Genomic DNA, 13,600 nt, shown 5'->3' with positions numbered 1-13,600 from the left:
GCCCGTCGGGGCGTCCGGCCCGGCCCGGGCCGCGCCGCTTCGGCGGCGGGGACCGGGCCGGACGCGGCGTCCAGGTGGGTGGGGTGTACACGCCACGCGCACACCTTTGTGCCGAGTTTGTCTGATTAGTGCGTATCGTCGGTATATGCCCACGCCCTACGGATCCCGCGGCGGCATGGCGTTCGGTGCGGAGGAGCTGCGTGTGCTCCGCCGCGCCCTCGCCCTCGCCCTCCACCCCGGCCCCGCTTCGGCCGAGGACGTCCAGGACTGTCTCCGGCTCGCCGAGTCACTCGACGAGGCGATGCGCGAGGCCGCCCGGCTGCGCGCCTTCCTGGTGGCCGACCTCGCCCGCTATCGCGCCGCCCTGCCCGGCACCGTCGTCGGCTACCTCGCCCTCCTCGACGAGGCGCTCGCCGCCGGGCACCGGCCCACGGCCGACGACCTCGCCGCGCTCCGGGCGCTGCGCGGCAATCCCGCCGCGGCCGCCCTGCTGGACCGCTGTACGCGCGGGACCGGTGTCGCCGTGCCGAGTGTCCCCGCCTCCCGCCGGAGCACCCGGCTGATGGCGCTGCCCGGCGGTGCGGGCGAGGAGAAGGGCGGGAACGGCGAGCAGGGCGAGAAGCCCCGCGAGCGGCCGGCGGAGCGCCCCGAGGAACGACCGCGGCCCGCCCCGCGCAAGCCGTCGAGGCCCATCCCGACCCCCGGCGAGGTCTTCCCCCGCCGCAAGCCGCCCACGCCCCCCGCCAACCCCGGTCCCCCTCGCCAGCGGCTCGCCGCCGGGTGAGGGGCGGTCCCCGCCCGACGCCCGCCCGTGGCTACTCTGGGGCCATGGACTACGTCTCCGCGCTCGTGCCCCCCGTCGTCATGGCCATCTTCTTCATCGGAGTGGTCAGGGTGATCGTCAAGACCCAGAGCGGGACCGCCAAGGCCAAGGAGGACGCCGCCGTCGACGCCGCCCTCGCCCGCGCGGAGGAAGTGCGCCAGGCTTCCGCCCGCTCCGAGGTCTGACCCGCCCGGCACCTCGGCACACACCCGCCCGCGTCCGGCACTGCGGCACACACCCGCCCGCGTCCGGCGCCGCAGGCATCGCCCGTTCCCGCAGGCATCGCCCGTTCCCGCAGGCATCGCCCGTTCCCGCAGGCATCGCCCGTTCCCGCAGGCATCGCCCGCCGCCTCGGTGCACTCCGCGCGCCCCGGCCGGAGCGCGCGCCGCCCACCACGCGAAACTCGACCGGGCCCCCGGCAGACGCCGCCCGCCCGCCCGAACGGCCCCCGCCGCCCGCCGCGCACCCGGCGACCACCTCCCCTGACGCGCCGGCCGCGCCGCCCGCCGCGCACCCGCCGTTCCCCGTGCCACGGCACCGCGCCCGACGTGCGAACGGGCCCGGTCCACCCCGGCTCCCGCCGTTTGCCGCGGCCCCTTCTCGGTCCCTCTCGGCCTCCCCCCGGCCGCCCCCTCCCGCTCCGAGGCGTGCTCCCGATCGAACCCCGCCCGGACGGCGACGGCATCCCTTTTGTTCGTCTACGTCGTTAAAAGTGCCCGTCCGGCACGCCATTGACCGGTTCTCCTACTATTGTTCTGGCTGTGCCTCGCCCATTGGGAGAACTCGAAGACGCGGTCATGACGCGGGTGTGGAAGTGGAACCGCCCGGTGACCGTTCGGGAAGTCCTGGAAGACCTTCAGCGGGAACGGTCGATCGCCTACACCACGGTGATGACCGTATTGGACAATCTCCATCAGAAGGGCTGGGTGCGCCGGGAGGCCGAAGGCCGGGCCTATCGATATGAGGCCGTCTCCACCCGGGCCGCCTACGCAGCCGCCCTGATGAACGACGCATGGTCGCACAGTGACAACCCGGCGGCCGCTCTCGTCGCCTTCTTCGGCATGATGAGCGACGAACAGCGCCGGGCCCTCAGGGACGCCGTCCGCATCGCCCAGGGCCCGGAAACCGGGGATGAAACCGGGGATACCCTCTCCGATACCAGGGCCGAGAACCCCGGCTCGGCGCAGGGAGACGGCGGGCGATAGCGTCCGCTCATGTCAGCAGAGCGCCCCGAAGCCACCGCAAAAGCCATCACCGTCCGGCGGGCCCGGACCGGCGATGTCCCGGCCGTGCGCCGCCTCCTTGACGCGTACGTCCGTGAGCGCATCCTGCTCGACAAAGCGACCGTGACGCTTTACGAGGACATCCAGGAGTTCTGGGTCGCGGAACGCGACGACAACGCCGAGGTGGTCGGCTGCGGTGCCCTGCATGTCATGTGGGAAGATCTCGCGGAAGTCCGCACTCTCGCGGTGAAGCCCGGCCTGAAGGGGGCCGGCGTCGGTCACCAGTTGCTGGAGAAGTTGCTGCTGACCGCCCGGTGGCTCGGTGTTCGGCGCGTATTCTGCCTGACCTTCGAAGCCGACTTCTTCGGGAAGCACGGCTTCGTGGAGATCGGTGAGACGCCCGTTGACACCGATGTCTACGCGGAGCTGTTGCGCTCCTATGACGAAGGCGTCGCCGAGTTCCTCGGTCTCGAACGAGTGAAACCGAACACCTTGGGCAACAGCCGGATGCTTCTGCATCTGTGATCGTCGATCGCCGGGGCTTGCCCGGTATTCCGGGTCTCCGGCGCTGCCCAGGTTCCCTATGTCCGAAACGCGCATGTTTCCGGTCTGCGGAGCCCCCCGGTTCTCTCCCGGGGGTTTGTGTTTTTCCCGCAAAAGCGGTTTGCTTTCCGACGTACTGCTGTACTGCATATAACAAGGGGCGGTGAAACGGCGGACGCCGCAGACCCCGAGCCCTCACGTTATCGATGAAAGGAAATCCGGTGGCACAGAAGGTTCAGGTCCTTCTTGTCGACGACCTCGACGGCGGCGAGGCGGACGAGACCGTGACGTTCGCGCTGGACGGCAAGACGTACGAGATCGACCTCACGACCGCCAATGCGGACAAGCTGCGGGGACTTCTCGACGCCTATGTGAAGGGCGGTCGTCGTACCGGTGGCCGTGCTTCCGGCGGACGTGGAAAGGCCCGCGCCGCGGCCGGCGGCAGCCAGGACACCGCGCAGATCCGCGCCTGGGCGAAGGAGAACGGCTACGAGGTCAACGACCGTGGCCGCGTTCCCGCGTCCATCCGCGAGGCTTACGAGAAGGCCAACGGCTGAACAGCCGACGGCCCGGCGCACGCGCGCCGCAGCCGGATCCGGTGGCAGTGAGCCGCCACCGTGTCCACCAGTCGTACGAGATCGGGGGCGCCCCCACCGCCCCCCACGGCCGACAGCGTCGGCAGCGAGGTCTCTACCTCGCACCCCGGCTCGGGGGGCCGCAGCCACACGGCGGCCCCCTGCACGGGACAGACCCCCTGTGCGGGAACGGGACGGGCCCCCGCCGCCGGACAGGAAGAACGCGCGGACCGCGCGGCCCGCGGAGCGGGGACCGCACCCACGGCGAGTGCCGGGACCGTGTGCGGGGGGAGTGCCGTCCCGCCGCGGCCGACGGGAAGCGGCCCCGGTCCGTTCGCACCGGGCCCCGGGAGGGCCGGCGCCCCCAGACTGCCGTCCGCGCCGAGCGCCAGCAGATCCAGCGGCAGTGAACCCCATTCCAGCCAGTCCAGCAGCCCCGGCAGTTCCTCGGCGCTGCCCGCGGCCACCAGGAACCGCATCCGGCCGCCGTCGACGGCCACCGGGGAGCCCGGCGCCAGATGCCTGAGCGCCGCGCCGCCCGCCTCCGCGGGGACGTCCAGGACGTCGAAGCGCACGCCCGTGCGCAGCCGCAGCGGCTCGCCGGGCACCGTGGCCCACCCCAGCGCGTTCTCGTACCAGTGCCGGGCCCGTGGGTCCGGCCCGGAGGGACGGCGGGGGGACGGGACCACGAGGACGGTGCCAGCCATGCCCAGCGCAACAGACGAAACCCCCAGAGAGTTACGCTAGGTAGGCAAGTGACTGCGCAGAGTGCTGGAAAAGAGGGCGTGTGGGGGCCCGAGCAGGCGCAAGGTTGTTCGCCCATAGCGGAGGGAACCGGGGCGCTCCGCATGGAGTGTCAGTCCCTGCGGGTAAGACATCCCTAGTGGGAGGGGGCGACACGCAGAACGGACCGTCTCACGTTCGCCATCGGCGTACTGATGGCGAGGGTAACTGTCTGGCCTGCGGGAACATCGTCTCGCACCATCGGGTTGGAGCACATGTCGGCGTTCGGGGTCAGGAGGCAGCATCTTGTCTCCGCGAGAGCGGAGGTGATCCGGACGGTGTCGGCAGTTGGAATGAGCGGTCCCCGCTTGCGGGACTAAGCTGCGGAAGGACAGAGAGGGGAGCGTCCCCTTACTGCCTGACCGCTCTGAGGAGCGATTAACGATGTTCGAGAGGTTCACCGACCGCGCGCGGCGGGTTGTCGTCCTGGCTCAGGAAGAAGCCCGGATGCTCAACCACAACTACATCGGCACCGAGCACATCCTCCTGGGCCTGATCCACGAGGGTGAGGGTGTCGCCGCCAAGGCCCTTGAGAGCCTCGGGATTTCGCTCGAGGCGGTCCGCCAGCAGGTGGAGGAGATCATCGGCCAGGGCCAGCAGGCCCCGTCCGGCCACATCCCCTTCACCCCCCGTGCCAAGAAGGTCCTGGAGCTGTCGCTCCGCGAGGCCCTTCAGCTGGGCCACAACTACATCGGCACGGAACACATCCTGCTCGGCCTGATCCGCGAGGGCGAGGGCGTCGCCGCCCAGGTCCTGGTCAAGCTGGGCGCCGATCTCAACCGTGTCCGCCAGCAGGTCATCCAGCTGCTGTCGGGCTACCAGGGCAAGGAGACCGCCACCGCCGGCGGCCCTGCCGAGGGCACGCCCTCGACGTCCCTGGTCCTCGACCAGTTCGGCCGGAACCTCACCCAGGCCGCCCGCGAATCCAAGCTCGACCCGGTCATCGGGCGCGAGAAGGAGATCGAGCGGGTCATGCAGGTGCTCTCCCGCCGTACGAAGAACAACCCGGTCCTGATCGGTGAGCCCGGCGTCGGCAAGACCGCCGTCGTCGAAGGTCTCGCCCAGGCCATCGTCAAGGGCGAGGTGCCCGAGACGCTCAAGGACAAGCACCTCTACACGCTGGACCTCGGCGCCCTGGTCGCCGGCTCCCGCTACCGCGGTGACTTCGAGGAGCGCCTGAAGAAGGTGCTCAAGGAGATCCGCACCCGCGGCGACATCATCCTGTTCATCGACGAGCTGCACACGCTGGTCGGTGCGGGTGCCGCCGAGGGCGCCATCGACGCCGCTTCGATCCTGAAGCCGATGCTGGCCCGCGGTGAGCTGCAGACCATCGGTGCCACCACGCTGGACGAGTACCGCAAGCACCTGGAGAAGGACGCGGCCCTGGAGCGCCGCTTCCAGCCCATCCAGGTCGCCGAGCCGTCCCTGTCGCACACCATCGAGATCCTCAAGGGCCTGCGCGACCGCTACGAGGCCCACCACCGGGTCTCCATCACGGACGAGGCGCTGGTCCAGGCCGCCACCCTGGCCGACCGGTACATCTCGGACCGCTTCCTGCCGGACAAGGCGATCGACCTGATCGACGAGGCCGGTTCCCGGATGCGTATCCGCCGGATGACCGCGCCGCCGGACCTGCGCGAGTTCGACGAGAAGATCGCCGCCGTCCGCCGGGACAAGGAGTCCGCGATCGACTCGCAGGACTTCGAGAAGGCCGCCTCCCTGCGTGACAAGGAGAAGCAGCTCCTGGCCGCCAAGGCGAAGCGGGAGAAGGAGTGGAAGGCCGGCGACATGGACGTCGTCGCCGAGGTCGACGGCGAGCTGATCGCCGAGGTCCTCTCCACCGCCACCGGCATCCCGGTCTTCGAGCTGACCGAGGAGGAGTCCAGCCGCCTGCTCCGCATGGAGGAGGAGCTGCACAAGCGGGTCATCGGCCAGGTCGACGCCGTCAAGGCGCTGTCGAAGGCGATCCGCCGCACGCGCGCGGGCCTGAAGGACCCGAAGCGTCCGGGTGGCTCGTTCATCTTCGCCGGCCCGTCCGGTGTCGGTAAGACCGAGCTGTCCAAGGCGCTCGCGGAGTTCCTCTTCGGCGACGAGGACGCGCTGATCTCCCTCGACATGTCGGAGTTCAGCGAGAAGCACACGGTGTCGCGTCTCTTCGGTTCGCCCCCCGGATACGTGGGCTACGAAGAGGGCGGCCAGCTGACCGAGAAGGTCCGCCGCAAGCCGTTCTCCGTCGTCCTCTTCGACGAGGTCGAGAAGGCCCACCCGGACATCTTCAACTCGCTGTTGCAGATCCTGGAGGACGGTCGGCTGACCGACTCCCAGGGCCGGGTCGTGGACTTCAAGAACACGGTCATCATCATGACGACCAACCTCGGCACCCGGGACATCTCCAAGGGCTTCAACCTGGGCTTCGCCGCCGCGGGTGACACGAAGACCAACTACGAGCGCATGAAGAACAAGGTCCAGGACGAGCTGAAGCAGCACTTCCGGCCCGAGTTCCTGAACCGCGTCGACGACGTGGTGGTCTTCCCGCAGCTGACCCAGTCCGACATCCTGAAGATCGTCGACCTGATGATCGGCAAGGTGGACGAGCGCCTGAAGGACCGGGACATGGGCATCGAGCTGTCCCAGTCCGCCAAGGAGCTGCTGTCCCAGAAGGGCTACGACCCGGTGCTGGGTGCCCGGCCGCTGCGCCGCACGATCCAGCGCGAGATCGAGGACACGCTGTCGGAGAAGATCCTCTTCGGCGAGCTGCGCCCCGGTCACATCGTGGTCGTCGACACGGAGGGCGAGGGCGAGACGAAGACCTTCACCTTCCGCGGCGAGGAGAAGTCCGCGCTGCCGGACGCCCCGCCGATCGAGCAGGCGGCCGGCGGAGCCGGTCCCAACCTGAGCAAGGAGGCGTGACCCTCCGGGGCTGACGCCGAGCAGGGGCCGCACCGGGACTTCGGTTCCGGGGCGGCCCCTTCGCGTTGCCGCCGGGCGGTCGCAGCGTGCCGCGGCCCCGGGCGGCGCGTGCCGTGGTTCCCGGGCGGTGCCGCCCGCCGCGGCCCGCGGCTGGGCGGTCAGCGGCGTATCAGGGTGATCTCCCTGTCCGGGAACAGCCGGGCGTAGCGGTCGGCGGGGAAGGACTCACCGGGGTAGGTCTGGAGGGTCAGGGACCGTACTCCCGGCAGCCGGGACGGCAGGGCGGACAGGTCCTCGGTGCCGTGCAGCGCGGTGAGGCGCAGGGCCGTGATCTCCGGCAGCCGGGGCATGGCCGTGAGCGATGCCGGGAACCGGGCGACGAGAGAGCCGTTGAGATGCAGCCGGCGCAGGCGCGGCAGCGCGGCCACGGACTCCCAGTCGGCGGGCCGGAGCGGCGCGGTCAGCGGGCCGAGGCTCAGTTCGGTCAGGCCACTGAAGTGCTCCAGCCCGCGCAGCCCGGTGCGGTCCGTGGTGTGGCGGCCCAGGAAGAGGAAATCCAGGGGGGCGTCCAGCGGCAGCGCGTCGGTCAGCCGCTCCCCGGGCAGTTCCTGGGCCACGGACAGCCGCTGGAGTGATCCCAGGGCGGGCAGCCCGCCGAGGTCGGCCAGGCCGCCGCAGGCGAGATCGACCAGGGGCAGCGGGGCGAGCCGGGACAGTCCGGTGGCACCCGGACAGTTCTCGATCCACAGCCCGCCCAGCGAACCGAAGCGCAGCAGGGCACCGAGGTCCATGGGCCGCGGGTTGTCCCGCAGGTCGACGAGGGTCACGGAGTCGGGAGCCGGCACGGCGGCCAGGACGTCCGCGGTACCGTGCCCGCCCCGGAAGGACAGGCGCTGCCAGGGACGCATCCCGGCCAGCGCCGCGCACTGCCCGGCCGACTCGCAGCTGACCAGCAGGCCGGTGCGGTCGAGATGGTCCAGCACCTCCGCCGCGTACTGCCCGGTGTCGAACCGGCTCCAGGTGCCCGCGAGCTGCCGCCGCACATCGAGGTCCGGATGGTTCCGGAAACGGCGCAGCACCGCGAGGGCGCCCTGCGGCTCCTTCGTACCGAGCACCGACGCGGTGACCGCGACCCCCAGCGCCTCCTCGTCGGTCAGGCCGTCCGGCCCCGGCAGCAGCTCCAGGAGCAGCGGTCCCGCCTCGGCGAGCGCCTTCGCGTCCTCGGTGGTGCGCGGCGGGACCAGCACGGCGGCCCGCCGTTCCACCTCCGCCCGCACCGCCGGGTCCAGGGCCGTCGCGTGCTCCAGGCACGCCAGCGCCAGCAAGGTCAGCCGTGGCACCTCACGGGCCAGCAACTGCCTGATCAGCCAGGCCCGTTCCCGGGGCCGGGCGTGCGCCACCGCCATCCGGATCACGTCCTCCCACTGGGTGTCGTCCGCCCGGCCGGCGAGGACGTCGAGATGGCCCTGCTCGACGGCGTAGCGAGCGCCCAGGTAGTCCTGGAAGGTGCGGTGCACGAAGTCGACGACGCTGTCGCCGGGTTGGCGGATCAGCCCGCTGCGCAGCAGCAGTATCCGCAGGACCCCGGCCGCCTCCGGCTGTCCCGACGGCAGGGCGATCGACGGCAGACACCGTTCCACGATCCCCTCGGCCGTCTCCAGGTCCATCTCGGTACGGCCGCTCAGCACGAGCGCGTACGCCAGTCGCTGCAACAGTTCCAGCTGGGCCTCCTCGCCCAGCTCCGGCTCGTCCAGCGGCTCCATGCCGCGCTCCCGGTCCCGGCGGGACAGCAGCATCGTGAGGGCGGCGTCGTACAACTCCTTGCGGCCGGTGGGCAGATAGCCGCGGCGCTCGCGGTGCAGGGCGCAGAGCAGTCCGCACATCAGCGGGTTGGTGGCGAGGCGGGCCAGGTCGCGTTTGGTGCGCAGGGCGTCCAGCAGCCTCGCCTCGTACTCCTTGGCCCCCGCGGCCGTGTGCCAGCGCCGTACGAAGGTGGCGACGTCCGTGTCGCGCATCGGGGCCAGGGCCAGCTCCCGGAAGCCCTCGGCGGCCAGCCAGTCGGGGCGTACGGCGGTGGGCCGGGAGGTCAGCAGCCACTGGTTGCCCGGGAAGGCGTGGACCAGGGCGAGCAGCCAGTCCCGGGTGCGGTGGCGCTCGGCGGCCGGGATCTCGTCCAGCCCGTCGACGAGGACGAGCGCCCGGCCGGCGGTCAGGACGCGTTCCGCCCAGCCCTCGGGCGGGGACAGCGGGCAGTTCACGGCCGTGAGGAAGGCGGCCGGTGCCGGGAGGGTGCCCGCGCGGACCAGGGAGCGCAGCGGGAGGACGTACGGGATGCGCCCACCGCTCCCGTCCTGGGCGGCGGTGACGGCCAGCCACTGCACCAGGGTCGTCTTGCCCGAGCCCGCGTCGCCGCGCAGCAGGACGCGGTCGTGGCCGCGCAGCGCCTCCTCGGCGGCGAGGCGGACGGTGGCCGGGCCCGGACGCTCGTCCGGTGCGGCGTCCAGGGCGGCGTCCGCCGTGGTGGCGTCGTCGCCCGTGGTCTCCAGGCTCAGGTAGGCGACTTCCAGGGGCCAGCGGTCGGGGGAGTCGCGCAGGTCGACGCCGTAGATGGTGAGGTGGTCGTGCCGGCGGGCGGCATACGGCAGGTAGCGGCGCTCGAACGCCGTGTCACGGGCGTCGGGCCGCGGCGTGCGGGCCAGCAACTCGTCCACCTTGGCGATGAGTTCGGCCTGGGTGCGGGTCTGCTCGACGAGGGTGCGGGCCACGAAGACCGAGCGCCGGGTGAAGAACTCCAGGATCTGGAGGCAGGCCCACTCGGTCGCGGTGTCGAGGAACAGCTCGGCGTCCACGGAGAGTCCGGCCCCGGGCGGCAGGCCGTCCGCGCGCAGCCGCCGGGCCAGTTCCAGGTGGCCGAGGCGTACGGCCTGTACGTCGTCCATGTCCAGGTCGCCGAGGGCGAGCAGCCGCCCCGCCAGGGCGTCGGCCACGGCGGTCCGTTCGCCGGCCGGGAACGGTGCCTCGCCGGGGGACGCCATGGCCTGTTCGACCAGCCGGCCGGCGAGCCGGTGCACCTGCTTCGCGCCCAGGGTGGCCTGTTCGCCGCGGAAGGACACCAGGTCCCGCAGCCGGACGGGCCGGTCGACCAGACCGGCGCCGGGGCCGTCCGGGACGAACAGTTTCCGCACCAGCGGGCCGATCAGGCTCGACGCCAGTTTGCCGCCCAGTACCGCCGGTTCCATCCGGTTCCCCCCGTGGTCGTGCACTGCGTGTGGACGGGGGGAGCCTAGTGGCGGCGCGTCCGTCGAACGCCGGGGCGGGGCAGGGCGATCGGTGCGGTGCAGGCGGTGTGGCGCCGGTCATATTCGAGAGGGGTGGGGCGGTGCGGGCTCGTGACATGCCACACAGGCGAAATGTCCGGTACTACCCGAGATAGTGAAACTTCATTTATGGGCAAATCAGGACATTCATCTCTCTGTGTCGAGGTGAATCGGCCTAGTTGGGCGGCCTGTCCGGTTCCTGTGCGTTTTGTCAAGAGTGGTTAATTTCTGCCGATTGAATACTAGATCCCATAGTGGATGGGGGTTTTGGAGGCGCGGGAGATCCGGGGTTACCAAGAGATGCCCCGACCGGCGGCCGTGCGTGTCCCGGCCGGGTTCCCCGTTCCCGATCACACGAGGTTTCCATGTCCCCGCGTGTCACGTCCCGCCCTTCCCACAGGTCCCTGCTCCGCAGCCGTGCCGCGGTCCTGGCCGCCGGTCTCGGCGTCTCGGCCGTGCTGGGAGGCGGTGTCGCGGCCGCCGCCGCGCCGCAGGCCCCCGCCGCGGCGGCGAAGACCGGCGTCGCGCAGGCGCCCGCCAGGAGCGCGGCCACCTGGGTCGACCCGGTGCAGCGGTACACGCTGACCGCGGGCTTCAACCAGGCCGGCGGCATGTGGAAGGCCAGGCACAGCGGCCAGGACTTCGCGGTGCCGATCGGCACCGACGTGGTCGCCGCGCACGAGGGCGTCGTCGTCAAGGCCGGCGGCTACGGCGCCGGCGACGGTCCTGCCTACGGCAACGCCATCGTCATCAGGCACGGCAACGGGACGTACTCCCAGTACGCCCACCTGTCGCGGGTCGACGTACGGATCGGCCAGGCCGTCCGCACCGGCCAGCACATCGCGCGGTCCGGCAACACCGGCAACACCACCGGGCCGCACCTGCACTTCGAGATCCGCACGACCCCGAACTACGGTTCCGCGATAAACCCGGTCATCTTCCTGCGCTCCCACGGCGTACGGGTCTGAGCCGGCGCCGGCCCCTTCCGCGTCCGGGGAGGGGCCGGGCTCGGAGCAGTGGGGCTCGGGGCTGGTCCCGGGGTACTAGGTCCCGGTGTCCCGGGCGGCCTTGTGCGCCCGGGTGACCAGGTCCATGGCGACCTCCAGAACGGCCTCGCGCTTCTTCTCGGGGTCGCCCTCCAGGTCCTGGTGGATGAACATCCCGGCGTGCAGCGTGAAGAGGGCGCTCACGCAGCGGACCTGATCGACCAGGTCCGCGTCCCGGTCGATGATGATGTCCCGCATTCCGCGCATGCGGTCCTTGAACGATTCGCCGATCCGCAGTTCCCGCACGGTCGCCTGGTTCTCCTGCATGAAGCGGAACAGCGGCGCGGCGCCCGCGAGGCTCTCGCTGTAGCGCCGGATGATCTCCCGCTTGGTCTCCAGTGTGTGCGGCTGCTGCTCGCCCCAGGCGATCAGCTCCTCCACCGGCTTCGTCAGATCCTCGAAGAGAGAGACGATTATCTCTTCCTTGGTCTTGAAGTGGTAGTAGAGCGCGGCCTTGGTCACCTCCAGCCGCTCGGCGATCTCCCGCAACGAGGTCTTCTCGTACCCCTGCTCGGCGAAGAGTTCGAGTGCCACGTCCTGGATGCGCTGGCGGGTGTTTCCGCGGCGCGGGTGCCTGGTGCCGTCCATGGTGACGCCCATCTTCGTACTCCTTGAGCTCCCGCGAAACTTACTTGACGACCGGCAAGTACTCCGTCTACCTTCCGAGTGTAGTCTCAACTAGCCGGGCGGCAAGTAAGTAGCCGCCTCAGGGGGGTACCGCACCATGGCGGACACACAGCCGGCCCCGGCGGGCCAGGAGAAACCCGCGGAGCAGGACAAGCAGCCGAGGAGCGTGCGCGTCGTCCTGCTCGCGCTGATGATCGCGATGATGCTCGCGATGCTCGACAACATGATCGTGGGCACCGCGATGCCGACGATCGTCGGCGAACTGGGCGGCCTGGAACACCTGTCGTGGGTGGTCACCGGGTACACGCTCGCCACCGCGGCGGCCACCCCGATCTGGGGCAAGCTCGGTGACATGTACGGGCGCAAGGGCGCCTTCATGACCTCGATCGTGATCTTCCTGATCGGGTCGGCGCTGAGCGGCATGGCCCAGAACATGGGCGAGCTGATCGGCTTCCGGGCCGTGCAGGGCCTGGGCGCCGGCGGTCTGATGGTGGGCGTCATGGCGATCATCGGCGACCTGATCCCGCCGCGTGAGCGCGGCAAGTACCAGGGCATGATGGCCGGGGTCATGGCGCTCGCGATGATCGGCGGCCCGCTCGTCGGCGGCACCATCACCGACAACTGGGGCTGGCGCTGGTCCTTCTACATCAACCTGCCGCTCGGCGCCGTCGCGCTGATCGCGATCAGCGCGGTGCTGCACCTGCCGAAGAAGCGGACCGAGACGCGCATCGACTATCTGGGCGCCCTGCTGCTGACCGTCGGCATCGTCGCGATCGTGCTCGTGACGACCTGGGGCGGCACCGAGTACGCGTGGACGTCCGCGCGGATCATGGAACTGACCGCCATCGGCGTCGTCTCGCTGGTCGCCTTCGTGTTCTGGCAGACCCGGGCGGCCGCGCCGGTGCTGCCGCTGCACATCTTCCGCAGCCGCAACTTCACCCTGATGTCGATCATCGGCTTCATCACCGGCTTCGTGATGTTCGGCGCCACGCTGTTCCTGCCGCTGTACCAGCAGTCCGTGCAGGGCGCGTCCGCGACCAACTCCGGCCTGCTGCTCCTGCCGATGCTCGGCGCCATGATGGTCACGTCGATGGTCGCGGGCCGGATCACCACCAACAGCGGCCGCTACAAGGTCTTCCCGATCGCCGGCGGCGTGCTGATGATCGCCGGTCTGTACCTGCTGTCGATGATGGACACGGGCACCTCCCGCTTCACCTCCGGCGTGTACATGGCCGTCCTCGGCCTGGGCATGGGCTGCCTGATGCAGATCACCATGCTGGTCGCGCAGAACAGCGTCGAGATGCGGGACATGGGCGTCGCGTCCTCGTCGACCACCCTGTTCCGTACGCTCGGCTCCTCGTTCGGCGTCGCCATCATGGGCGCGCTGTTCAACAACCGGGTCCAGGACGTCATGGCCGAGCGGGCCGGCGCGGCGGCCGGCAGTCTGCCCTCCGCCCAGCTCGACGCGGCGAGCCTGGCCAAGCTGCCGGCGGCGATGCGCGAGGCGTACCAGTACGCGGTCTCCGAGGGCACGCACACCGCCTTCCTGCTCGGCGCGGCGGTCGCGGTGCTCGTGCTGCTGGCGTCCCTGTTCGTCAAGGAGGTCCCGCTCAAGGGCGGACCGCAGAAGGGCGACGCGAAGGACGCCGCGCAGGCACCGGCGCCGTTGGTGGAGGCGGTCTGAGGGCCCGCGCCCTCCGACTCCCTTCCGAGTCGAAGGCCCCCGGCGGTGTCTGCCGCCCCGGGGGCCTT

Annotated in this window: 11 protein-coding genes; 8 read left to right on the top strand and 3 right to left on the bottom strand. The window is 70.9% G+C overall.

The genetic code is table 11. The features are described from left to right. The first annotated feature begins 145 nt into the window (after positions 1 to 145). From ACFC09_RS40505 to ACFC09_RS40485, 5 genes are all read left to right on the top strand, one after another. Positions 146 to 784: a hypothetical protein gene (locus tag ACFC09_RS40505; protein WP_376537172.1), complete on the top strand. Its 639-nt coding sequence runs from the start codon at positions 146 to 148 to the stop codon at positions 782 to 784. A gap of 44 nt (positions 785 to 828) precedes the next feature. After that, positions 829 to 1,008: a hypothetical protein gene (locus ACFC09_RS40500; protein ID WP_376537170.1), complete on the top strand. Its 180-nt coding sequence runs from the start codon at positions 829 to 831 to the stop codon at positions 1,006 to 1,008. Positions 1,009 to 1,621: 613 nt separating this feature from the next. Next, positions 1,622 to 2,029 (top strand): BlaI/MecI/CopY family transcriptional regulator, encoded by a 408-nt coding sequence (locus tag ACFC09_RS40495; RefSeq protein WP_376537176.1) that lies wholly within the window; start codon positions 1,622 to 1,624, stop codon positions 2,027 to 2,029. A 9-nt stretch (positions 2,030 to 2,038) separates the two neighbouring features. Beyond that, entirely contained in the window at positions 2,039 to 2,572 is a 534-nt protein-coding gene (locus tag ACFC09_RS40490; RefSeq protein ID WP_376537168.1) for an amino-acid N-acetyltransferase, read from the top strand. A gap of 239 nt (positions 2,573 to 2,811) precedes the next feature. Then, positions 2,812 to 3,147, top strand: a complete 336-nt coding sequence (locus ACFC09_RS40485; RefSeq protein WP_376537164.1) for an Lsr2 family protein — start codon at positions 2,812 to 2,814, stop codon at positions 3,145 to 3,147. Here the strand turns inward: ACFC09_RS40485 and ACFC09_RS40480 are convergent. Further along, complete coding sequence (locus tag ACFC09_RS40480) at positions 3,126 to 3,872, bottom strand: SCO3374 family protein (RefSeq protein ID WP_376537162.1); 747 nt, start codon at positions 3,870 to 3,872, stop codon at positions 3,126 to 3,128. The genes ACFC09_RS40485 and ACFC09_RS40480 overlap by 22 nt on opposite strands. Positions 3,873 to 4,332: 460 nt before the next feature. Between ACFC09_RS40480 and ACFC09_RS40475 the strand changes: the two genes are divergently transcribed. Beyond that, positions 4,333 to 6,858, top strand: a complete 2,526-nt coding sequence (locus tag ACFC09_RS40475; RefSeq protein WP_376537161.1) for an ATP-dependent Clp protease ATP-binding subunit — start codon at positions 4,333 to 4,335, stop codon at positions 6,856 to 6,858. Between the two features lie 158 nt (positions 6,859 to 7,016). Here ACFC09_RS40475 and ACFC09_RS40470 read toward each other — a convergent pair whose 3' ends face one another. Next, complete coding sequence (locus ACFC09_RS40470; protein ID WP_376537159.1) at positions 7,017 to 10,097, bottom strand: NACHT domain-containing protein; 3,081 nt, start codon at positions 10,095 to 10,097, stop codon at positions 7,017 to 7,019. A gap of 443 nt (positions 10,098 to 10,540) precedes the next feature. Here ACFC09_RS40470 and ACFC09_RS40465 point away from each other — a divergent pair, with 443 nt between their 5' ends. Then, the gene (locus tag ACFC09_RS40465; RefSeq protein ID WP_376537157.1) at positions 10,541 to 11,143 is read left to right on the top strand and encodes a M23 family metallopeptidase; all 603 of its coding nucleotides are present in this window, start codon (positions 10,541 to 10,543) and stop codon (positions 11,141 to 11,143) included. Between the two features lie 75 nt (positions 11,144 to 11,218). On the opposite strand, the gene ACFC09_RS40460 is transcribed toward ACFC09_RS40465, so the two are convergent. After that, on the bottom strand, positions 11,219 to 11,821 hold the full coding sequence (locus ACFC09_RS40460) for a TetR/AcrR family transcriptional regulator (RefSeq protein ID WP_376537155.1): 603 nt from the start codon (positions 11,819 to 11,821) through the stop codon (positions 11,219 to 11,221). 124 nt (positions 11,822 to 11,945) lie between these two features. On the opposite strand from ACFC09_RS40460, the gene ACFC09_RS40455 reads away from it, so the two are divergent. After that, positions 11,946 to 13,532, top strand: coding sequence for an MDR family MFS transporter (locus ACFC09_RS40455; protein ID WP_376537153.1), 1,587 nt, complete (start codon positions 11,946 to 11,948; stop codon positions 13,530 to 13,532). The last annotated feature ends 68 nt before the right edge of the window (positions 13,533 to 13,600 follow it).

The organism is Streptomyces sp. NPDC056161 (assembly GCF_042268025.1).
Classification (GTDB): Bacteria; Actinomycetota; Actinomycetes; order Streptomycetales; family Streptomycetaceae; genus Streptomyces.
Note: the sequence above shows the minus strand (reverse complement) of the source record. Positions and strands in the feature narration are given on the sequence as shown.